Annotated in this window: 18 protein-coding genes; 17 read left to right on the top strand and 1 reads right to left on the bottom strand. The window is 61.3% G+C overall.

From position 1 onward, the window contains the following. The first annotated feature begins 44 nt into the window (after positions 1-44). From AC1DHT_RS07485 to AC1DHT_RS07465, 5 genes are read left to right on the top strand one after another with little or no spacing between them, the layout of a single operon-like run. On the top strand, positions 45-1,769 hold the full coding sequence (locus AC1DHT_RS07485; protein ID WP_477761316.1) for a DUF2138 domain-containing protein: 1,725 nt from the start codon (positions 45-47) through the stop codon (positions 1,767-1,769). Further along, positions 1,739-2,404 (top strand): DUF1175 domain-containing protein, encoded by a 666-nt coding sequence (locus AC1DHT_RS07480; RefSeq protein ID WP_427541700.1) that lies wholly within the window; start codon positions 1,739-1,741, stop codon positions 2,402-2,404. The genes AC1DHT_RS07485 and AC1DHT_RS07480 overlap by 31 nt, the downstream gene beginning before the upstream one ends. Beyond that, positions 2,401-6,972, top strand: a complete 4,572-nt coding sequence (locus AC1DHT_RS07475) for an alpha-2-macroglobulin family protein (protein ID WP_427541832.1) — start codon at positions 2,401-2,403, stop codon at positions 6,970-6,972. Before AC1DHT_RS07480 ends, AC1DHT_RS07475 begins: the two co-directional genes overlap by 4 nt. A 1-nt stretch (position 6,973) precedes the next feature. Then, entirely contained in the window at positions 6,974-8,605 is a 1,632-nt protein-coding gene (locus AC1DHT_RS07470) for a DUF2300 domain-containing protein (RefSeq protein ID WP_427541703.1), read from the top strand. A 3-nt stretch (positions 8,606-8,608) separates the two neighbouring features. Then, on the top strand, positions 8,609-9,421 hold the full coding sequence (locus tag AC1DHT_RS07465) for a YfaP family protein (protein WP_427541706.1): 813 nt from the start codon (positions 8,609-8,611) through the stop codon (positions 9,419-9,421). 174 nt (positions 9,422-9,595) lie between these two features. On the opposite strand, the gene AC1DHT_RS07460 is transcribed toward AC1DHT_RS07465, so the two are convergent. Further along, positions 9,596-10,045: a DUF3828 domain-containing protein gene (locus AC1DHT_RS07460; RefSeq protein WP_427541708.1), complete on the bottom strand. Its 450-nt coding sequence runs from the start codon at positions 10,043-10,045 to the stop codon at positions 9,596-9,598. 419 nt (positions 10,046-10,464) lie between these two features. On the opposite strand from AC1DHT_RS07460, the gene AC1DHT_RS07455 reads away from it, so the two are divergent. The 12 genes from AC1DHT_RS07455 to AC1DHT_RS07400 all read left to right on the top strand — a co-directional run bounded on the left by AC1DHT_RS07455 (position 10,465) and on the right by AC1DHT_RS07400 (position 21,486). Continuing rightward, complete coding sequence (locus tag AC1DHT_RS07455) at positions 10,465-10,755, top strand: hypothetical protein (RefSeq protein WP_427541725.1); 291 nt, start codon at positions 10,465-10,467, stop codon at positions 10,753-10,755. Between the two features lie 134 nt (positions 10,756-10,889). Then, positions 10,890-11,969: a Gfo/Idh/MocA family protein gene (locus AC1DHT_RS07450; protein WP_427541728.1), complete on the top strand. Its 1,080-nt coding sequence runs from the start codon at positions 10,890-10,892 to the stop codon at positions 11,967-11,969. Continuing rightward, the gene (locus AC1DHT_RS07445) at positions 11,959-13,074 is read left to right on the top strand and encodes a DegT/DnrJ/EryC1/StrS family aminotransferase (RefSeq protein WP_427541731.1); all 1,116 of its coding nucleotides are present in this window, start codon (positions 11,959-11,961) and stop codon (positions 13,072-13,074) included. The genes AC1DHT_RS07450 and AC1DHT_RS07445 overlap by 11 nt, the downstream gene beginning before the upstream one ends. After that, positions 13,075-13,587: an NUDIX hydrolase gene (locus tag AC1DHT_RS07440; RefSeq protein WP_427541734.1), complete on the top strand. Its 513-nt coding sequence runs from the start codon at positions 13,075-13,077 to the stop codon at positions 13,585-13,587. Further along, positions 13,584-14,672 (top strand): DegT/DnrJ/EryC1/StrS family aminotransferase, encoded by a 1,089-nt coding sequence (locus AC1DHT_RS07435; protein ID WP_427541737.1) that lies wholly within the window; start codon positions 13,584-13,586, stop codon positions 14,670-14,672. The genes AC1DHT_RS07440 and AC1DHT_RS07435 overlap by 4 nt, the downstream gene beginning before the upstream one ends. Then, the gene (locus AC1DHT_RS07430) at positions 14,653-16,023 is read left to right on the top strand and encodes an NAD(P)/FAD-dependent oxidoreductase (RefSeq protein ID WP_427541740.1); all 1,371 of its coding nucleotides are present in this window, start codon (positions 14,653-14,655) and stop codon (positions 16,021-16,023) included. Before AC1DHT_RS07435 ends, AC1DHT_RS07430 begins: the two co-directional genes overlap by 20 nt. Beyond that, complete coding sequence (locus AC1DHT_RS07425; RefSeq protein ID WP_427541743.1) at positions 16,020-16,718, top strand: HAD family hydrolase; 699 nt, start codon at positions 16,020-16,022, stop codon at positions 16,716-16,718. The genes AC1DHT_RS07430 and AC1DHT_RS07425 overlap by 4 nt, the downstream gene beginning before the upstream one ends. Before the next feature lie 2 nt (positions 16,719-16,720). Next, positions 16,721-17,833 carry a fatty acid desaturase family protein gene (locus AC1DHT_RS07420; protein ID WP_427541746.1) on the top strand — a complete coding sequence of 371 codons (1,113 nt, stop codon included), beginning with the start codon at positions 16,721-16,723 and terminating at the stop codon, positions 17,831-17,833. Beyond that, positions 17,830-18,738, top strand: coding sequence for an S-methyl-5'-thioadenosine phosphorylase (gene mtnP, locus AC1DHT_RS07415; protein WP_427541749.1), 909 nt, complete (start codon positions 17,830-17,832; stop codon positions 18,736-18,738). Before AC1DHT_RS07420 ends, mtnP begins: the two co-directional genes overlap by 4 nt. Beyond that, on the top strand, positions 18,735-19,331 hold the full coding sequence (gene nudK, locus AC1DHT_RS07410; RefSeq protein WP_427541752.1) for a GDP-mannose pyrophosphatase NudK: 597 nt from the start codon (positions 18,735-18,737) through the stop codon (positions 19,329-19,331). The genes mtnP and nudK overlap by 4 nt, the downstream gene beginning before the upstream one ends. An 8-nt stretch (positions 19,332-19,339) precedes the next feature. Then, positions 19,340-20,254, top strand: a complete 915-nt coding sequence (locus AC1DHT_RS07405) for an ABC transporter substrate-binding protein (protein WP_427541755.1) — start codon at positions 19,340-19,342, stop codon at positions 20,252-20,254. Positions 20,255-20,259: 5 nt separating this feature from the next. Further along, positions 20,260-21,486 (top strand): MFS transporter, encoded by a 1,227-nt coding sequence (locus AC1DHT_RS07400; protein ID WP_429539723.1) that lies wholly within the window; start codon positions 20,260-20,262, stop codon positions 21,484-21,486. Positions 21,487-21,490 lie beyond the last annotated feature (4 nt).

Raw genomic sequence — 21,490 nt, 5'->3', positions numbered from 1 at the left:
GCACCACGGATGAATTGCCGAGCTTTGGGAACATGAGCGTGAACATGAGCGATAACACGATTTCACCGGCCGATTCCCCGGCCGCCGGCGCACCTGCGGCCAACACCTCTCGTCGTTGGCCGGCGCTGCTGATCGCGCTGTGCCTGGTGGCCGGCGTGGCGGGCGGGTTGGGATGGCTCATGCACAAACCCAAGGCGCCGGCTGCGCAGTTGGCCAGTGACAAACTGGGCATGAGCCGGCCGGACGGTCTGCTGGAAACCCGTTCCTTGAGCCAGTTGCCCAAGGACTTGCTGACGGTGCCATTTCTCAAGGAAACCCTGACCGAAGATTTCGTCTTCTATTACGAAGCCCATGCCGATCGCCTCGGGTTGATCGGCAGTCTGCGCCGGATCATTTACGAGCATGACCTCAAGTTGCAGGACAGCCTGATCGAACAGCTATTCGATCAGCCAGCAGACGTGGCGCTGTGGCGTGGGGCGGATGGTCGCCTGAAGGACTTCCTGTTGGTGATGGATCGCGGTGGCCTGGCCAAGGTGCTGGAGCCGTTGGCTAAAGTGGCGCTGGATGATTCGCAGTTGAGCCAGATCGGCGAGATGCACGTCGCCGGCGATGTGGTGCCTGTTTATCAACTCACCTACAACGCCAGCAAAGCCCTGGTGTTTGCTTCTCACGGCGACAAACTGGTGGTGCTGTCCAACCCGCGCAAGCTGTATGACGTGGGCCATGGTCCGACCGACGAGCACGGCATGGTCTCGACCCAGGCGCTGGAAGCACTGCTGGGTGGCGAAAAACTCTTCCCCGAAGCCTTTGGGCTGCAACCTAAAGCCCCGGAGGTCAAACAACGGCTCTCGGTCAGTTCCAGCGTATTGGCCATGGGTTACCAGCGCTTCATCCCCAACTTCGCCGGGCTGCGTTTCGACATGGACGACAAGGGCTGGCACAGTTTCCTGGCCATGGATGAACTGGATAACCAGCCGGACTTCGATTTCAAACCGATCTGGCAAGCCATGCCGATAGGCGCCAGCGCCTGCGTGGCCCTGCCGCTGGCTGCCGAACAACAAAAACCGCTGCTGGTGAAACTCGGCGCCGACGAAGCGGTGGCCCAGGCCCTGACCGACCATGTGGCCGGTGCCGCCGGCCTCTGTTGGTACGCCGATTCACGGCTGTACACACCGTTGCTGGTCGCCAGCCTGAATGACAAGGACAGCGCCAAGCTCGACGGTGATCTGGGCAAGCTGTTTGGCTCGATGGTGGGCGCCTATGAAAAAAACGTCGCCGAGCACGCCTTTGCGGTGGTCGAGAAACAGGAAGGTGTAACCCATCGGTGGCAGCGCCAGGTCAGCTCCAACTTTGRCCAATACCCGGCCAAGGCTGCCGAGCAGCCTGACGCAATCTCCGGCAAGGCGTTCCTGCGGGTGAGTCTGGCGCGCCACGGCTCGACGCTGTTGTTCTCCCTCGACGACACCCTGGTGGACAAAGCCCTGGGCACCCTCGACAAACGTTTCCCGCCACTGGCCGACGTGTTGCCGAAAGATCAGTTGACGCCGCTCTACTTCGGCCCGGATTCCATGGCACAGCTGATGCAGCGAGAAACCCTGGATAGCCTGCCGCAAGACATGGAGCCGGTTTTCTACAACGCCGCGCAAACCTACCTGATTCCGAAACTGCACACGCTCGGTGGCTATGGCAAATACGCCCTGACGTTGCCCAAAGGCAGCGAGCCCGATGGCCACTGGCAATGGTTGCCGTTGGAGTGGAAAGCCCTGTGACGGTACTCATCCGAGGCCTTGGCCTGCTGGCGCTGTTGCTCGGCACGCGGGCATTTGCCAGCGAAGCCGCGCCGCTTGACCCGCAGCAATCCCAGGTCTTTCGCGCCTGGTTCGTGCGCATCGCCCAAGAGCAATTGACCCAGGGTCCGAGCCCGCGCTGGTTTCAGCAGGACTGTGCCGGGCTGGTACGTTTCGCCGCCAACGAAGCGCTGAAAGTCCACGATGACAAATGGCTACGCAGCAATGGCCTGTCCAACCGCTACCTGCCGCCGGAATTGCCATTGAGCGACGCCCAGCGCAGCCTCGCCCAGCAATGGCAGCAGGGCGGTGGCAAGGTCGGGCCTTACGTCAACGCCATCAAGCTGATTCAGTTCAACAGCCGTCGGGTGGGCCGCGACCTGGCCCAGGCCCGGCCTGGCGATCTGATGTTTTTCGATCAGGGCGACGACCAGCACCTGATGATCTGGATGGGCCGCTACATCGCCTATCACACCGGCACCACCACCCCTACCGATAACGGCATGCGCTCCGCAAGCCTGCAGCAACTCATGACATGGAAGGACACCCGATGGATTCCCGACGCAGCCAACCCCAACTTCATCGGCGTCTATCGACTGAACTTTCTCTCCCAATGATCGGTGCCCGCATGTTGCGCATGTGTTCAAAACTGCCCCTGTTGTTGGCCTTGCTGGCCCCTTTGGCCACGGTCAATGCCGATGATTCCGTCGAGCCCAGCGGCTACACGGCGGTGGCCGGTGAAAGTTTTTTCCTGTTGGCCGACAGCAGTTTTGCCAGTGATGAACAGGCGATGGTTCGCCTCGAAGCGCCGGGCCGCGATTATCGCCGGTTCCGCATGGAGCCCTACGGCGGCGCGGACATTCGGGTCTATCGGATCGACAAACCGCTGGATTTCCTCAAGCGTCAGAAAAACCTGCACCGCGTGGTCAGCGACGGCCAGTTCAAGGGTGAGGGCCTGTCAAACACTCTCGCCTACCTGTGGGACAGTTGGTACCGCAAATCCCGTCGGGTGATGCAGCGAGCGTTTTCTTACGAGTCTCGCAAACAGGTCACCGAGGAAGTGCCGGAACTGAAGATGGGCACCGCCATCGTCGCGCGAACGCCTTACGACGCGCAGCCGCAATTTGCCTTGATTCCGGGTCTGCCGGTGGTCAGCCAATTTCGTTATCCGCTGTGGGAGGCCAAGCCGATACAGCCGCCTGCGGGTGTGAACCTGGCGGGGTCTTCCAGCGAGTTCATCAGTGTCGCACCGGGTAACGTCTACATCCCGTTGGGTAACCTGAAACCGGGGCTGTATCTGGTGGAGGCGCTGATCGGCAAGTACCGTGCGACCACTATGGTGTTCGTCTCCAACACCGTGGCCGTGAGCAAGATTGCTGGCGATGAACTCCTGGTCTGGGCCGCACGCAAACATGAAGGCAGTTCAGTGCCCAAGGTCAATGTGTTGTGGACCGATGGCCTGGGTGTCATGAGCAGTGGCGCCACGGACGCCGATGGTTTACTGCGTCTGAAACACGCCAGCCCGGAGCGTTCCTTCGTGATCGGAGAGGACGAAGAGGGCGGGGTGTTTGTCTCCGAGAACTTCTATTACGACAGTGAGATCTACGACACCAAACTCTATGCATTCACCGACCGTCCGCTCTATCGGCCGGGGGATTGGGTGTCGCTGAAAATCGTGGGTCGCGAGTTCAAGAACGCCCGGGACTCGGTGCAGCCAGCGGCGGCCGACGTCAACGTCAGCGTGCTGGATGCCACCGGCACCGCGCTGCAATCGTTGGCGTTGAAGCTGGATTCCAAGGCCGGTACCCAGGGCCGCTTCCAGTTACCGGAAAACGCTGTGGCCGGTGGTTATGAGCTGCGCTTCAGCTACAAGGATCAGGCCTACAGCAGTGCCTTTCGCGTTGCTGAATACATCAAGCCGCACTTCGAAATTTCCCTGAGTCTGGCCAAACAGGATTACCGCACCGGCGAACCGGTCAAGGGTAGCCTCGTGCTGCTGTATCCGGACGGCAAGCCCGTGGCCAACGCCAAGTTGAGCCTGAGCCTGCGCGCCCAGCAACTGTCGATGGTCGACAACGAGCTGCAATACCTCGGGCAATTCCCGGTGGAGCTGACCAGCACCGAACTGACCACCGATGCCAAGGGTAACGCCACGCTGGACCTGCCGGCCGCCGAGAAACCGAGTCGCTACATGCTCACGGTGTTCGCCAGCGACGGCGCGGCGTATCGGGTCAAGACCACCAAGGAAATCCTCATCGACCGCGGCGCCGCAAGTTTCCGCTTGAGCGCGCCGCAGCGCTTCAGTGCGGTAGGCGACAAGGTTGCATTCAGCTACGCCAACGAGGGTGGCAGCGAGCAGGGCAAAGCGCTGAGCCCTAGCACCTACAGCTGGGTGCGCCTGGAAGACCAGACCCAGGGCGAGGGCAAGCTCGCGGCCGCGGATAAAGGTTTTGCACTGACGTTCGATCGCCCGGGTACCTACAACCTGACGTTGAAGGATGAGCACGGTCGTGCGCTGGGTGGCACCGGCCATTCGGTCACCGGCGACGGGGTCAAAGCCGTACCAGGCACTGTGGAAATCGTTCTCGACAAACCCGAGTACAAGGCGGGCGATGAAGCGCTGGCACTGATCACGTTCCCCGAGCCGGTCAGTGATGCCCTGTTGTCTCTGGAGCGCGACAAAGTCGAGGCCACGGCATTGCTGTCCAAGGGCGGCGACTGGCTGAAAATGGAAAAACTCAGCCCCACGCAGTACCGCGCGCGGATTGCGGTGAAGGACACGTTCGCCCCGAACCTGACCTTTTCCGTGCTCTACACCAAGGGCGGCCAGTACAGCTTCCAGAACATCGGCATCAAAGTCGTCGCGCCGCAGATCGATGTGACCATCGCCACCGACAAGGACAGCTACCAGCCGGGCGACACCGTGTCGGTGGACCTGACCACCCGGTTCGCCGGCAAGCCGGTTCCGGCGCACCTGACGGTCAGCGTGGTGGATGAAATGATTTACGCGTTGCAACCGGAAGTCGCGCCGACCATCGACCAGTTCTTCTACCACCCACGGCGCAACAACGTGCGCACCAGCGCCAGCCTGTCGTTCATCAGCTACGACGTGGCCTTGCCGGGCAGCCCTGGCGCGCCAGGCAAGGCCAACCGTAGCGAGCGCGGAGTGAAAGTGCTGGAGCGACCACGCCGCGAAGACGTCGACACGGCGGCGTGGCAGCCGGAGTTGATGACCGACGCCAACGGCAAGACCCGCTTCACCTTCAAGATGCCCGACTCCCTGACTCGCTGGCGCATCACCGCCCGGGCCATTGCCGATGACGGTCAGGTCGGTCAGAAGAAGCAATTCGTGCGCTCGGACAAACCGCTGTACCTGAAGTGGAGCGGGCCCGGCAAATTCCGCAGCGGCGACAAACCGGATCTCGGGGTGTTCGCTTTCAGCCAGTCCGAGAAACCGGTCAAGGCCGAGCTGGTGATCCATTACGGCGGCGTCGATCAGCGTGTACCGGTGACCCTGAACAACGGCATCAACTACATCGCGCTACCCGCCTTCGCATTGGCCAGTGGCGAATGGACCGCCGAGCTGGTGCAGGATGGCAAAACCGCAGACGCCCTGGCCGTGCACTTGACCGCGACCGGCGAAGGTTGGCAAGTGACTCAAAGCCAAAGTCTGGATGTGCTCGGCGGCGATACACCGCTGACCCTGCCGGCGGATGCCAGCGATATCCGCCTGCGGCTGGATGACAGCCCGCAAGCGCTGTTCCGTTCGGCCCTCGACGACCTGTTGAGCTACCCGTACGGTGGCGTCGAGCAGACCGCCAGTCGTTTGCTGCCGCTGAGCATCGCTTACCCGACCTTGTCGTCGAACCCGCGGATTCGTGACCGCTTGCGGCTGATCATGCAGAACAGCCGTCTGCGGCTGGTGCAAATGGCCGGGCCTTCCGCGTGCTTCACCTGGTGGGGCCAGGATGGCGAGCCGGACGCGTTCCTCACCGCTTACGCCTATTACGCCGACTGGTACGCCAGCAAGGCGCTGGATCTGAGTCTGCCGCCGGAGCACTGGCAGCAGGTGCTGGAGATCTACGCAAAACAGGCGAAGGACACGCCGCTGTTGCAGCGAGCGCTGATTGTGTCGTTCGCCCGGCAGATGCAATTACCGGTGAATACGTTGCTCAGCGGTTTGATGGACGATCTGGCGAAAGCCGGCGAGGGCAATGCTGCAAACCTGATGGACGAGGGGCAAGACAGCATCGTCATGAGCGATCCGGACTCGGCGCTGGGTCTGGCCAGTGCTCGCGTGCTGACCGCATCGATGGCCGTACAGGCCAAGGTCAATCTGCCGGACGCTTTCAATCGGCAACTGGCGGATGCCCGGCAACGTTTGGCTGCCAGCTCCCAGCCGTTTGTCGAAGCCTTGAACCTGTCGCTGCAACCCTTCGATCAGGCACACGCGACAGCGTTGTTGCAACGTCTGTTGCCGCAGCAATCGACCCTGGAGCGTGCTTTGGCGCTGACCTGGTTGCAGCGCAGCATCGAACAGGCTTCCCCCGCCGTTGCATTGACACCGGGTGAAGGCTGGAAGCAAGGGCAGGGCGCTACCGGCGAAATCTACTGGCAGTGGCAAGGTGCGCAAGTGCCTGGCGTGTTGTCCCTGACCGGCGCCCAGGAGCGTCCGCTGCGGGCCGCGTTGAGCTTCCAGAGCAAGCAACCGGCATTCGATCCGATGGCCGTGACCATCACCCGTCGCCTGTCGCGGCTGGTGCCGGGTGACGAAGCCTTCAACTTCAAGCTGGAAGCGGTCGGCACCCAGCCATTGTCCAGTGACAGCCTGTACCTGGACGAAGTGATCATCGCCAGCAACGCCGCGAAGCCACTGCGCTACGGCATGCTCGAAGTGCCGCTGCCACCCGGTGCGGATGTAGAGCGTACGACCTGGGGCATCAAACTCATGGGCAAGGCCGGCAGCGAGCCGAGCTCGCTGGAAAAGGCCCGTTTCGAACCGGGACAATTGGCCTACGCGATTCCGGTCGATGCCCTGAGCGGTGAATTGCGCTTGCGTCATCTGGTGCGTTTCTCGCAAAAAGGCCAGTTCAACCTGCCGCCGGTACGCTTCACCCAGGTCTATGCGCCACAGCACCAGGCCCTGGAACAGAAGCCGGCCCTCGGCCAGATCACGGTTAAATGACATGATCCGGCCTCTGGTCTGGTGGCTGCTGTGTCTGATCCCTGCGCTGGCCACGGCGCAGGACGAGCCGCTGCGCCTGGCTTTGAAGGGTGAGTTGCTGCAGTTGAGCCGGACTCAGGTGATGGCGCGCGAGCCGTTGCCGCAGACGCTGCAAACGCCGCTGGGGAGTGTATGGAAGCTGTTCGTTTACGGGTGGCTGGTCGATACCGGCGCTCGTGAGCCGGTTTATGAGTGTCGCGGGCAGTCGAAGGAAGAAGTGTATTGCTGCACCGCTGGCGCGAGCATTGGGCGGGATCAGGCGTTGGCGAAATCCTGCGGACTGTATTTCGAGCCGAAGCGGTTGGGTATTACTGACGCCGGATGGCGGGAATATTGGCAGGCGCGTCAGGCGCCGGAGTGGTTGCTGGATTTGCCATCATTGCAGCCGCAAGCCCGGGTTTCGGTGGCTGAGTTGTTAAAGGCACTGGCGCTGATGCCGGCACAGGATCAGGCCCGTCGAGTGTTGCTGGATGTGGTGTTGAACGCTGCTGATGGCAATGCCGTGGGTGAACTCGGTGGCCGCCTGCGAGTGAAAACCTGGAGCTGGCTGGGGGATCGGGACCCTTCGTCGCGTCAGGGCGGGTTCGCCGGATGGCTGGCGGACGGAACGCCGATCTGGGCCGGCGGGCGGGGCACCAGCCAGAAGGTCCTGCGCAACTACGCGGAGGCGCTGTCCAGCGTGTTGCCGTCCACTTGGCCTGCGCAAGCGGGGCGATGCGTCGAAGTCAGCCTGTTCTCCCGCTATCCACTGCAACGCGTGCTCTCAGGTGATCGCGTGGCGCCCCCTGGCCCCTTGCAGGGCGACTACCGCGTCGAGTTCGTCAACGGTAACCAACTCGAGATCCACAGCGACGGCGAGCTGTTTCTGTTGAAGGACGGCCCTTCACAAAAGCTGGTCGCCCGCCTGGACCGTGAAGAATATGTCGCCCGCGTCCTTCAGCGCGAAGCCAGGCCCGAACCCGCTGAAGCCGCCAAAGCCCTGGCCGTCGCGATCCGCACCTACCTGCTGCAAAACGCCACACGCAACGGTGACTGCCTGAGCATCGACGACAGCAGCAGCCGTCAGCGCGTCGCCCCACGCCCGGCCACGGCGGATTCGCGCAACATTGCCGCCTGGACCAGCGACCTGATTCTTGCCGGCAGCACCGTCACTTACCACTCCGATCAGCCCGGCACCGACAAACTCTCCTGGCAGCAAGCCGTCGAACAAGCCAGTGCCGGCCAGCGCTACGACGCGATCCTGCTCCATGCCTACCCGCGCGGGAGCCTCAGCCGTTGGGACAATCCCGTCGCCTCCTGCGAGGCCCTGCCCGCTGCACAAAACTGGCTGCAGAAGCAGCGCCGCGGCTGGCGCCAACGCCTTGAAAGCGAAGTCGGCTACAACGAAGTCAGCACCTTCGCCGTCTGCCGCCTTGCTTTCGGTAACCCTTATGTCGACCGCGAACGTCAGCGCATTTATGTGCGCGGCGTGCTGTCGCTACAGGATCGCCTCGACCTGACTCACGAATACCTGCACCTGGCCTTCGATGCACACCCCAACGGCCAGGACGAAACCTACATCGAAGGGCTCGCCCGTCAACTTTTACTGGAATAGGCCATGAAACGTCGTTATCCACAGGTCATCCTGTTCCTCTGCTCTTTGACAGCGTTGCCGATGGCGATGGCAGCCGATGCCGTCAAACTCGACACCCCTGTCGGTGGCTGGCGCATCGGTGCCGCCGAAGGTGAAGGCGAAAACTTCCGTCAGACCGTCAACTACCCTGCTTCCTCGGTCAACACCCCGGCGGGCCAGGCCAACACCGCTCGCATTAGCGGTCAGATCAAAGCCACGCCCAAGCGCAACGAGCCTGGAAAACTCATTGTCAACGGCGTCAGCATGCCGCTGAAACTCGACCCCGCCGGACATTTCGACCGCCCGTTTTCATTCCCCAATGGCAGCAATAGCGTCGAAGTCCGCAGCCCGGACGGTCAGCAACGCCACCGCACTCAATTCCTCCACCTCAGCGGCGGCGCTACCCCGGCCAAACTGCGGGTACTGCTGTCCTGGGACAGCGATAACACCGATCTGGATTTGCACCTCATCACCCCTGATGGCGCACACATCTGGTACGGCGACCGTGTGGCGCCCAATGGCGCGGCGCTGGATGTCGACGTCACCACCGGCTACGGGCCGGAGATTTTTTCCATGCCGGCGCCGATCAAGGGGCAATACCTGGTGTATCTGAATTACTTTGGAGGCGGGTATCGCAGTGGTGAGGAGGGTCAGGAGAATGCTGTTCAGCCGCTGACCACAGCGCAGGTGACGGTGATTACAGAAGAGGGAACGCCTGACGAGAAGATGCAGACGTTTGTCGTGCCGATGCGGGCGGTGGGGGAGTTGACGCTGGTTCGGGCGTTTAGTTATCCGTGAGGAGGACATTGTCCAGTGGGCTGCTGCCCGGATCCAACGTGGGTGGTCCATGGCTGTGAGCCGAATAATAGGGTTATTCGGCTCATCTGATGAGCCGATTGTGTGGCTATTCGGCTCACCGTCCAGTAGATCGTCAGTGCGCCTGGCGATTCAGAAGAAACGATCGGCCATCGCTCAATCACTCTGATCCGCTGTGGACAGCACGTCATTGATCTTCCAGCAGCCATTGTTCTTGACCAGCAGCACATCCACGATCTGGGTTGTATCGGGCGTATTGCCCAATGTCACCTGCTCCCTGGCTGAGGCTCCCTGCACGAGTGGCTCACTGACCTGGATGTGGGTGAGCCATTCTTCCATGTAGTCTTGAGCCTTGATGAAATAGTCCTCTTCCAGCCCATCCGGGCTGGCCATCTGCTTTTTGATCTTGTCGATCAGCTCGTCCGAAACGTACTGCTTCATCTGCGCACTATCATCGGTCAGCGGATCTTTTCCAGCGCTGAAACTTTGCAGGTACCCGCTATAGAAAGCTTCGGCCACGGGTTTGGGGGAGCTGGCGCAGTCGGCGAAGGCAACGGGGGGATGAAAAACCGCGGCGGCGAACAGCAGGGAAAGCCACTTTCTCATGGTTGTGTCCTTACAGATTCGATGGGGTTGGACGAGGCGTGGGGCATTCGCCGAGCTCGTTCAGGCGCCCGATAGATTGAGCGCTTTGGGGAAGGGCAGTCAATGGATGGCTCGTGAGGTGGCGCGGGAGCGGTCCACCTGCGCTTGGTGATGCCGGCATGCAGACCGAATCCGGTTGCGCCACGATGACTCGCAGTCGACCAGCACAATGCCCTCCACCCGTTCTGGCGCTTATATACCAACATTCATGAGCCTTATATAAAAACTCAGTCTAAGCAAATTTGTGGCGGGATCTGGAAGTGTGATCTACACATATAGCCACACATTGTTTATACGATGTGTTTTCTCAGGTGCTCACGGAGATTGAGTACCTGCAGATCAAGGATGAACGAAGATGTACTTCAAGGAAGATTCCGCTCATGCATGCTTACTCGCAAGAAAGTCACCATTCCTTTTTCGATGGAATGTGCGACCGGCCCCTAAAGACTTTTGCCTTCTGCGCAATCGACTTGGATTATGACGCCTCGCTGCCCCCCGGGTCTGCGGACATCCTCAAACCCCGTCTCCGCGGCTTCATGCCTGCTTCTTGCGACAGCCTGCAGATTCATCGTGTCGATCCATTGCAAAAAACACCTTTGGCGATATCAGGCGATCGTCCTGACGCGCTGAGCGGTGGTGATCTTCGCGGCCATAGCGATCCCCCCATTTAGGGCAACCCTGCCCGGCTTGAAACGAACGCCAGGTTCATTCGATTTTTCGAAACAGTCCTCCGGGTCGGAACCCGCGTAGGCGTTCGTCCAACCATTTACGAAGCAGTTCCCAATTTTCCAGGATGGAGATGGTAATGACTGTACTCAGAGTTGGCATCGTTGGTCTCGGCGCACAGATGCAAGAAAATCTGTTGCCCACACTTCTACAAATGCCGGACATACGTATCGTGGCGGTCTGTGACAGCGACCTCACGCGTGCCGGACAGATTCATCGCTTCATCTCGAATGTGTCGATAACGGACGATTTCGACGAGATGCTGGCGTCCAACTCGATCGATGCCGTGGTCATGGCATGCCCACCTCAGGCACACCGCGATCTTGCGCTCAAGGCCATGGCCAAGGGCGTCCACGTGTTTGTCGAAAAACCGCCTTGCTTCACCCTCGCCGAGCTGGAAACCCTGATCGAGGCCAGTCGCCGCTCGAACGTCGTCACAGGCGTCGGGATGAACTTCAAGTTTGCCAAACCCATGCGTCAACTGCGCGACATGACCCGTACCGAGCAATTCGGGAAGGTTGTGCATATCCAGCTCAATCACTATGCAAGCAAGCCAACGGCGCCGCTCTGGGGCCTGGACTCGACGCTGAGATCCTTCCTGCTGGCGCAGGCAATCCACACGATCGACCTGGGTGTCACCTTCGGCGGTGGCGAGCTGCGCGATATCGAGTCGCGGGTTCAGCGCCACGACGACTCGCTGCTGGTGAGTCTGGAGCTGCAGTTTTCCACCGGTGCCACCGTTAGCCTCTTGAGCGGAACCATGTTCCCGTACTTCGAATTCGACATGAAGATCGTCAGCTCGAATTCGATGATGGTCGAGCTCAACAACCTCTGGAATATCACCATGCACGAGCCGGAACACGGCACCAGCGCTACCGGCACGGCCAAGCGCTGGCGTGGTGCGTGGCAGCCCGGGCCACTCGATTCCGGGTACGAGCGCAGTGGTTATTTTGGCGAGCTGGAGAAGTTCTTCGACGCCGTGCGCAGTCGTTCGTCCTATGAGGCGAGCTTCGAAAGCCTGCGACCTACCTACAAGATCATCGAAAAGATTTGCGCCGCCGACATTGCCCGGTCCGACCTGGCGCCTGTGCTGTCCCTGCGTACCGAGCAATCCGCCAAGTCCAACGCCCACTTCGGAGCCGATTCCAATGTCATCTAATCTTGCCAATGCCGCGACTGCCCGACTGACTGTGTCCGATAAATACCGCCCGGTGTATGCAGACGATCTGCAGACCATGAAAAAAACCCTGGAACGCCCGCTGTCGGGCACCAGTGATGTGGTGGCGGAATACGAAGGCAAACTCGCCGCCTGGTTCAAGGCACGGCATGCGATCGCCGTATCGTCGGGCGGTGCGGCGCTTAGCGTGGCCATTTATGCGGCAGGCGTAGGCCCTGGCGATGACGTGCTGCTGACGCCGAGCTGCCCGCTGTGCACCATCTACCCGATCATCGCGGCAGGCGCCAATCCGGTCTTCGTCGACACCCGTCCTCATGGCTTCGGCGCAGACCCGGCGTCTATCAAGGCGCGGATGACACCGCGCACCCGCGCAATTATCGATATCCCGATGTGGGGCTACCCGACCGAAGTCGACGAGATGCGTACACTCACCCACGAGCTGGGAATCAAGCTGATCCTGGACCTGGCCCACTCCCACGGTACGACGCTGCATGGCCGTCCGCTTTCGCAGTTTGGCGACTTGTCGTGCTTCAGCACTCACGAGCGCAAACCATTGGCAACCGGCGAGGGCGGTTTCATCCTCACCGACGACGATGCGCTGGCTCAGCGCAGTCGCGATTACAGCCGTTTCGGGAACCTCAACGGTAAAGACTTCGGCCTTAACTACAAACTCGCTGCGCTGCCGGCAGCCCTGGGCGAAAGCCGTCTGGCCTCACTGGCCGGGCAGATCGATCAGCGCCGTGAAAACGCGGCCTACTTCCTGAGCAAGCTGGATCACAGCAAGGTTCGCGAGAAAAAAATCATCGCAGGGGGGGAGCCGAACTATTACTTCCTCAATCTTGAACTGCACTTCGCCGACAACCGTGCGTTCATTGACTACCTCGATGACGCCGGCATTCCGTCCGACATCAAGCGCTACGGTTGCAAGGCACTCTACGAGTTCCCGGCGCTGGCCCACTATCGCAACGAGTGCCCGAATGCCGAAGCACTGCTGGCAAGCATGACGACGATTCCGGTTCATCCTGACATTACCCGCGCCGAGCTGGACTACATGGCCGACCGCATCAACCAGTACGGTGCTGCGTGAATGACTGACGCACTCGATCGCTCGCAATTGGATCGGCACTTCACCGCGTCCGGGTTCGTACTGAACCCGGACCGGAAGATGTTGCTGCTGCATCACCGCAAGCTCGGGGTCTGGTTGTACCCGGGCGGCCATATCGAACAGGGCGAAACCCCCGACGTGGCGGTATTAAGGGAGATTTTCGAAGAGACCGGCATCCGTGCCGAACTGCTCGGCGAGCGCGATGAGGCGCTCGCCGATGTCGAGACCGATGTCACTGTGCTGCACCAGCCGTATCGGGTGCTGTGCGAATACATCGATGACAAGCGCGGGCCGCATTACCACCTGGACTTGATCTACGTGTGTGCCACCCATCTGCGCTCCTGCCCGGACGACAGAGAGGTCGAGCACGCTCGCTTCTTCAGTCGTCAGGAGACGGCAGAGCTGAAGATGTTTCCCAACTTCCGGCGCATGGTGGATCGGGTCTTCGCGGACGATGCACTGTGGGACCTGGTTGGCATGAAGGTGTCGCCATGAACCTGCGAACCATCGTGCAAAAGGCGACTCACGGTACTGGCGACGATCTGCACGAGCTTGGACGAGCCCTGGGCTCGGGCCTGACCGGCACGTCGTCGATTGTCGAGGAGTACGAGGCGGCGCTCGCGGCGTTGTACGGCGTACGGCATGTGATTGCCGTGTCGTCCGGCGCAGCATCGGTGACGGCAGCGCTGGCCGGCGTCGACTTCCGGCCGGGCGATGAAGTCATCGTCGCCCCGACAGGCCCGATCTGTACGGTGCTGCCGATTCTGGCGCTGGGGCTTGTACCGGTCTTTTGCGATGTGGCACCAGACAGTTTTGGCCTTGACCTGGAGGATCTGCAGCGCTGTGTCAGCGAGCGCACCTGCGCGGTCATCGAGGTGCCGATGTGGGGATATCCGATCCGTTCGCACGCAACGTGGGCATTCCTGCGTGATGCCGGGATCCCGCTGATTCAGGACCTGGCCCATGCCCACATGACCCGGTTGAACGGCACGTGGCTTGCGCAGCATGGCGACATCAGCTGTTTCAGCACCCACGACTGCAAGTTTATCTCGACCGGTGAGGGCGGCTTCGTCATGACCGATGACGATAGTCGGGCCAGGCGCATTCGGGCTTACACGCGCTTTGGCAATCTGACGGGCGAAACCCTGGGCATCAATCTGAAGTTGGGTGGCCTGCAGGCGGCGCTCGGCCTGGCGCGTTCACGTCAGCTCGGGGCACACCTTGCACAACGCTTGCGTAACCGCGAACGGCTGCTCGGGTTGCTCGACAACCCGGCCTTTCGCGAGTTGCCGGTGGTCGCCGGCGGTGAGGTGAATGGTTATTCGCTGTTGCTGCAATCGGTAGGGCATGACGGTCGTCAGTTGGTGCACTACCAGCAACGGCATGGCATCGAGTCGGATATCGGCAAGTACGACAACCAGCCGTTGTACCAGTTGCCGTTGCTGGCCCGGTACCACCGCGACTGCCCCAACGCTGCCAGGTTGCTGCGCTCACTGACCACAGTGCCGTTGCATCCTGACCTGGTGGACGACGATCTGCATTACATCGCCAAGGTGCTCAATGACTACTCTCCTGCCTGACTCAGCGACCCGCGCGCGCCACGCGGTGGTGATTGGCGGCAGTGTGACCGGATGCCTGACGGCTGCGGTGCTGGCTCGTCGTTTCGAGCGAGTCACGGTGATCGAAAAAAGCGATTTCTACGACGAAACCGGTCCGCGCCAGAGTGTTCCCCAAGAGCATCACGTGCATTTGCTGCTGTTGCGCGGCAAGCAGATCATCGACCGCATTTTCCCCGGCATCCTGAGCGCACTCGAGCAGAGTGGCGCCCAGGTGGCGGACCTGGGACACGACGTGAAGTGGTACCAGGGCGGGCGTTGGAAGAACCGCTATCGCAGTGGCATTTATGCCCATTATTGCAGCCGGCGACTGATCGATAACCAGCTGCGTCGTTGTCTGGCGTCGGTGCCGCGGGTCGACATCCTATCGGGTACGCGGGTGACCCGAGTCGAGTTTTCCGGTGCTGACGACCAGCGTGCCGTGAGTGGCGTGATCATCGACGACGGTTCGGGTGAGCGCAGCATGTCCTGTGATCTGTTGGTGGATGCCAGCGGCAGGGGCACGCACATGCCCTCCTGGCTGAAAGAGGCGGGTTTCGGGACCGTGGAAAACAGCGTGGTCAAGACCGAACTGGGCTACGCCTCGCGCATCTATCGCCGCCTGCCTGCGTTTGCTGAGCAATGGCAAGTGCTGCTGGTGCTGCCAACCGCGCCGGCGCAGCGCTCGATGGGCGTCATCAGCCCCATCGAGGGGAATCGCTGGATGGTGACGACCGGTGGCTGGTTTGGCCACTTTCCCGGCAAGGACCCGGACGATTTTCTGCAAGCGCTGGCCGCACTGCCAGTGCCGGATATCCACGAGGTCATTCGCGATGCCGAACCGTTGTCGGAGGTCTTTACGTTCAAGATGCCCGGCAGCCGCCGCAGCCACTATGACCGCATCGAGCACTGGCCTGACGGTTTGCTGGTGGTGGGTGATGCCTTGAGCAGCATGAACCCGCTGTACAGCCAGGGCATGACGATCGGTGCGCTTGAGGCTGATTGCATTGATGTCCGTCTCGACGAAGTACTGGCGCGGTCGCTGAGTTGTCGTCAGTTGCAAGGCTTGTTGTGTGGCGTGGTCGATGGCGCCTGGAACATGGCCACGACCGAGGATTTCCGCTTTCCGGAAACCATCGGCAAACGCACCTGGCGCACCCGCTTTCATCATTGGTACGGCGCAGGGCTTGGAAAACTGTCAGCGAGCAATCGTCGTGCGCTCGAAACACAAATCGGTGTGACCAATCTGGTGATGGAGCCCAACCGGCTTTATACACCAGCGATTGCCTCTCGCATCGCACTCAATGCCATCCTTCCCGGGAACACTCGACAATGATCGACGATCTCCTGCATTTCTCTGGTATCGAACACGTGGTGTTCGACTGGAACGGTACCCTGATCGACGATATCGATCTCGCCGTCTCTGCGGTCAACCGCTGTGGCGAGCAGTTTGATGTCGCGCCCATTACCGCCAGCCAATACCGGGCCAAGTTCGATTTCCCGATTGCCGATTTTTATGCGGCGCTCGGGTTTGATCTCGAACGTGTGCCGTTCGCGACGATCGTTCAGCGATACCTCGAACATTTCGACACGAATGTCGCCCACTGTCCGCTGCACCCGGGTGTATTCGAGTTTCTCGACGCGGCCGGGCGTGCCGGCATCCGGGTGTCGATCCTGTCGGCGTCCCATTGCGATGTACTGGTCCAGACCCTTCAGGCCAAGGGCTTGCATGACCGTTTCGAGCACGTTGTTGGCCTGAGTCACAACCAGGCCACCAGCAAGGCCGCCGAGGCCGCCATCCTGCAAACGAAACTCGGCTCGCCACCCGCACGAACGCTACTGGTTGGCGACACGTTGCATGACGTTGACGTGGCGCGCTCGGTGGGCTGGCAACCAGTGCTGGTATCGACCGGCCACCAGGATAGCGAGCGCCTGCGGCGCAGCGGTGCACCCTTGTTCAAGGACTTGGGCGATCTGCTCGAACGCTTTGCACCTCGTGACACCCTCTCGACTGTGCAGAGGGGGGCCTGATCGTGACCACATCGCAGAGTGTCTTGATTTGCCTGATTGCCACGACGCTGACGTTGCGCGCGGTTGTCGCCTTCTATTACCGCGACAAGCTGCGCATCTTGCGTTTGCTGAAGCTGGTTCCACGGATTGAAGGGCGCAAGGAGCATTACTACCGGCCACTCGATGAATGGTTCGCGCCGCTGCCCTTTATCTGGACATGGCTGGATATCGTTGCCGGGGTTCTGCTTGCATCGATCTATCCAACGCCGCTGATGTGGCTGGCCGTGGTGCTCTGGAGTGGCGGGCGCCTGCGCGCACTGCAAGAGTTCGGTCACAACGCCGTGCATTTCGCGTTGTGCCCCAACCATGCCTGGCAATGGTGGTTGAGCAATATTTTCTATCAGTTCCCGGCGTTCAAGCGCGACATGCGCAGTCGTCACCAGACCCACACGCTGGAACATCATCGCAACCCCAATCACCCCAAGCTTGATCCCAACCGTGCACGGGTGCATGCCGGTGGTTATGTGGCCGGTATCTCGCCCGGAGGGTTCTACACGCTGCTGCTATACCCGCTGACACCGCGTGGTGCCTGGGTGAACCTGAGCACCATGGCGCGCAGCAGCCTGTTGAACCACTCGCGGCTGACGACGGTTGTACGGTGTTTGTGTGTGATAGCCGTCGCGGCGCTGCTCTATTGGGCGGGCGGCTGGAAGGGAGTGATGTTTGGCTGGCTGGTCCCGTTGCTGACTTCGTATCCGGTGTTCGCCTGGGTCTCGCTGCTCACCGAACACCGCTGGTTCATCGAGGGGGCTTCGAAAGATCGACGCGATCTCGAATACCTCGCAGGCAGGCCGACCGATTACTTCGGCCTGACAGGATGGTTGATCCGCGTGTTCATTGCGCCGACGTCCGATGCCTACCACCTGGCGCACTCGTTGTACCCCGGCGTGCGCTGGAACTATCTGCCGGCGATCGACCGGCACCTGAAAATCCATGAGCCCCGCTACAGCACCAACGCCAGTGAAGGCCTGTTGCTGCGCCGTGGCAGTGCACCGACCGCGCTTTCCGAATTGTATGAGCGTCTGGTGATTGCCGGACAAGAAGAGCCCACCCTGAAGACGAGAGGCAATGCGTGACTAATTCAACAGCATCCCGGCAAATTCAACGTATCGGCATCATTGGTGGCAGTGGTCTTCAACAATTGCCCGGGTTGGCAGACGTGCAGCAGGTCGACTGCGAAACCGCATTCGGCAAGCCGTCATCTCCGGTCACCCTCGGTACACTCAATGGTGTACCGGTGGCGTTCGTGCAACGCCACGGGATCGGGCACACGATCCCGCCAGCGTCCATCAACGTGCGCGCCAATATTGCCGCGTTGCGCAGCGTTGGCTGTACGCAACTGTTGTCGGTCAGTGCCGTGGGCAGCCTGACCCACGATGCACCACCGGGCAGCTTCGTGTTGATTGATCAATTCATCGATCGCACGATCCAGCGCGACAAGACCTTCTTCGGCCCGGGCCTGGTCGGCCACGTGCCGTTCGGCGATCCCGTCTGCGGGCGTATGCGTTCGGTGCTGGCGGCCAGTGCCGAAACAGCCGATGTGCAGGCGCGCAATGGCGGTACCTACGTGGTGATGGAGGGGCCGCAGTTTTCCACTCGTGCCGAATCCAATCTCTATCGTCAATGGGGCGGCACGGTGATTGGCATGACGGCCATGCCCGAAGCCAAGCTGGCGCGCGAGGCGGAGCTTTGCTACGCGATGATCGCCATCCCGACCGACTTCGATTGCTGGCATGAATCCCACGAGGATGTGAACGCAACGCTGGTTGCCCAGCGGATGGCCGACACCTTCTCACTGACCCGTCGCCTGGTCACCGAGGCGGTCTCGCAGCTCGGTAAGCATCACGGCGCCTGCCCGTGCGGATGCGACCATGCACTGGACACCGCCGTGATGACGGCCCCTGAGCGGCGTGATCCAGAGATGGTCGCGCGCCTGCTCACCGTCGCCCCTAACGCCACTCATCTGGGAACAAGATCATGAACCAGGCTATCGCCACCAAGGACCGGGTACGTATCCAGCACGTCGAAGTACTGTCGGACAACTGGTACGTACTGCGCAAGACCACCTACGATTTCCTGGGACGGGACGGGACCTGGCGCAACATGTCCCGGGAAACCTATGACCGGGGCAACGGCGCGACGATTCTGCTCTACAGCAAGCTGAAAAAAACCGTGGTCCTGACCCGGCAGTTTCGCTTTCCCGCGTTCGTCAACGAGCACGACGGCATGCTCATCGAAACCTGCGCGGGGCTACTGGATCGCGACGATCCGCATACCTGTATCCGCAAGGAAACCGAAGAGGAAACCGGTTATCGCATTGAAGAAGTGCGCAAGGTCTTCGAGGCGTTCATGAGCCCGGGGTCGGTCACCGAGCGCCTGTATTTCTTCGTGGGGGAATATTTCGACGAAGACAAATTGGGCGAGGGCGGAGGTGTTGAAGCGGAGGGTGAGGAAATCGAAGTGCTCGAATTGCCCCTCGACGATGCATTGGCAATGATCGAGACGGGGGAGATCACCGATGGCAAGACCATCATGCTCTTGCAGTACGCCAAACTGCACCGGCTACTGGATTGAGGCCGGGCATGACTGAACTTGTCGCCATCAGCTCGATGGAAAACGCCGAACTCGCCGAGTTCGTCGACGGTATTGCCTCCCACATCGGTATGCCCATACGCCTCACACGCTGGTCAACCGCAGAGTTGATCGAACGCGTGAAAACCGACACGGCCGGCGCCTGGGATCTGTTGCTGGGAACCGCAGCGACGGCGCTCCTTGACCCAGCGCTCGCCTCGCGGCTGCTGCCACTTGAACAGCTCGATTGTTCGGCGTTGCCGTCAGAGGCCGTCGCTGCAGATCGTCGCTGGTTCAGCCCGTCGGGTTTCGTGCCCGCATTCTGTTACGACCCGCGAGTGCTTGCCGAACACGGACTGGCGCCACCCCATAACTGGGAAGCGCTCAACACGTTGGCGTGGTCGCAACGCATCGCGCTGCCGGACCCGGCCCGATCGGGCGCCGGTTATCTGCATCTGAGTGCACTCCTGGAACATTACGGCGATGGGGCGTGGGAGATGCTTGCCGATATTGCCCGGCTGCAACCCTCGATCAGCGGGTCTTCCACGGCGCCGATCGAGGCCGTGCTCGAAGGCCGTGCGTGGGTCGGTGTGACGGTCTCGACCGCCGCGACCCGCGCTGCTCAGGAGCATCCGTCGTTGCGCTGGTGCGTACCCGACGACACGCGTCGCTATGAGTTCGAGGTCTTCGGCTGTCGAGCCGATTCACGCCAGGCGGCACAGGCCTTACAAGCACTGGCCTGGATGCTCTCGCCGGACGCCGCAGCGATCAGCCGGCGTTATGGCAAGGTTGTGGTGGGCGGTGTCTCGAGCGCCGGGCTGGCCGCGGTCGATCTGCGGGCGCTGGATGCGGGCACGGCCAGTCGCGCCAAGGTTGCCCGTTGCGCGCGATGGCATTCGCTTTTCGAAGGGGCGGCCGATCAATGACGGACATGGCGCGCAATGAATCGACAAGTCCGCTCCCGTCATCCCGAGACGCAGGGCTTGAGCGGCGCCCGTGGGCGATCTATCTGATGTTCGGGTTGTTCGGCGCCCAGCAAGGCATGCTCGGCCCGATCATGCCGTTCCTGCGGGCCGAGTTCGATCTGGACCTGCGCTGGACGGGCTTGCACTTCGCGGCGTATGCCTTGGGGCTGGTATTGATCGGTGTTCCGTATCGCTGGCTGGAGCGCCGGGCGTTGCGGGTCGGCATGGGGCGTATCGCAACAGGCTGCGTTGTCGTGGCCAGCGGGCTGTTTGCCGGGGCCAACGGTTTACCGATGACACTGTCTGGCAGCGTGTTGATGGGGCTGTCGGGTGGTCTGGTGATGGCCGTTGGTCAGGCCATGCTCGGCGTGCGCTATCGCCAGCATGCCGCCGCGAAACTGGTGGAGGCGCATGTGGTGGCTGGTCTCTGCGTGTTGGGAGGGGCGTTGCTGGTGGGCGGGGTTACGGCTCTCGGGCTGTCGTGGCGCACGGCTCCGCTGATCGTCAGCGCGTGTGCCTTGATGCTGTTCGCGGCGCCGCTGAAGATCCATCGCCCGGAACAATCGCCTGCCCAGGGAGGACAACCGACCAATTCCCCGGACACCTTGCGCCTTGCACGAATGACCCGCGCAAGCCTGTGGGCCCTGGTGCTTTTGGGGATTTCGGCCGAGTGGGGCGTTGGCTTCTGGGGCGCTGAATACATGAAGGCCCATGTGCAGATCACGGCATCCGTCGCTGCGACATTGATGAGCGTGTATTTCGCCGGCACCGTCTGTGGGCGTCTGGCCAGCAGTCACGCCTTGCGCCGGGTGACGCCGTTGGTGCTGCTGACCGGCGTGATACTGGGGGCGATCGCAACACTGCTGGCGCTGTTTTTCATCCGGGGGATGGTGGCCACCGCGATCCTCACGTTCCTGCTGGGGGCCTGTCTCGGTAATTTTTTCCCGCTGATTCTCGGTTCTGCAATGAGAGTCGCCCCTGAGGCGAGTTCCGCACTCAGCACCCAGGCGTCGCAAGCGGTTGGCGTGGCGCTATTGCTGGCGCCGTTCCTGCTGGGGCTGCTGTCCGAGCGGATCGGGGTCGAGGCAGCCTTCAGCCTGCTGATCGTCTATCCCATTCTCATGCTGCCGTTGGTGCGGGGGCTGCGTGGCACCTCGCCCGCCGGCAACACGGCCATAAATTTACAGGAGTAAGGAT

It is taken from the genome of Pseudomonas sp. 05N432, assembly GCF_056396945.1.
This window is presented reverse-complemented; position numbering and strand designations above follow the sequence as displayed.

Bases quoted from the DNA above. Each gene is read 5' to 3' on its own strand.
- AC1DHT_RS07480 (WP_427541700.1), top strand. From the start codon at position 1,739: ATGGTTGCCGTTGGAGTGGAAAGCCCTGTGACGGTACTCATCCGAGGC.
- AC1DHT_RS07475 (WP_427541832.1), top strand. From the start codon at position 2,401: ATGATCGGTGCCCGCATGTTGCGCATGTGTTCAAAACTGCCCCTGTTG.
- AC1DHT_RS07470 (WP_427541703.1), top strand. From the start codon at position 6,974: ATGATCCGGCCTCTGGTCTGGTGGCTGCTGTGTCTGATCCCTGCGCTG.
- AC1DHT_RS07465 (WP_427541706.1), top strand. From the start codon at position 8,609: ATGAAACGTCGTTATCCACAGGTCATCCTGTTCCTCTGCTCTTTGACA.
- AC1DHT_RS07460 (WP_427541708.1), bottom strand. From the start codon at position 10,045: ATGAGAAAGTGGCTTTCCCTGCTGTTCGCCGCCGCGGTTTTTCATCCC.
- AC1DHT_RS07455 (WP_427541725.1), top strand. From the start codon at position 10,465: ATGCATGCTTACTCGCAAGAAAGTCACCATTCCTTTTTCGATGGAATG.
- AC1DHT_RS07450 (WP_427541728.1), top strand. From the start codon at position 10,890: ATGACTGTACTCAGAGTTGGCATCGTTGGTCTCGGCGCACAGATGCAA.
- AC1DHT_RS07445 (WP_427541731.1), top strand. From the start codon at position 11,959: ATGTCATCTAATCTTGCCAATGCCGCGACTGCCCGACTGACTGTGTCC.
- AC1DHT_RS07440 (WP_427541734.1), top strand. From the start codon at position 13,075: ATGACTGACGCACTCGATCGCTCGCAATTGGATCGGCACTTCACCGCG.
- AC1DHT_RS07435 (WP_427541737.1), top strand. From the start codon at position 13,584: ATGAACCTGCGAACCATCGTGCAAAAGGCGACTCACGGTACTGGCGAC.
- AC1DHT_RS07430 (WP_427541740.1), top strand. From the start codon at position 14,653: ATGACTACTCTCCTGCCTGACTCAGCGACCCGCGCGCGCCACGCGGTG.
- AC1DHT_RS07425 (WP_427541743.1), top strand. From the start codon at position 16,020: ATGATCGACGATCTCCTGCATTTCTCTGGTATCGAACACGTGGTGTTC.
- nudK (WP_427541752.1), top strand. From the start codon at position 18,735: ATGAACCAGGCTATCGCCACCAAGGACCGGGTACGTATCCAGCACGTC.
- AC1DHT_RS07405 (WP_427541755.1), top strand. From the start codon at position 19,340: ATGACTGAACTTGTCGCCATCAGCTCGATGGAAAACGCCGAACTCGCC.
- AC1DHT_RS07400 (WP_429539723.1), top strand. From the start codon at position 20,260: ATGGCGCGCAATGAATCGACAAGTCCGCTCCCGTCATCCCGAGACGCA.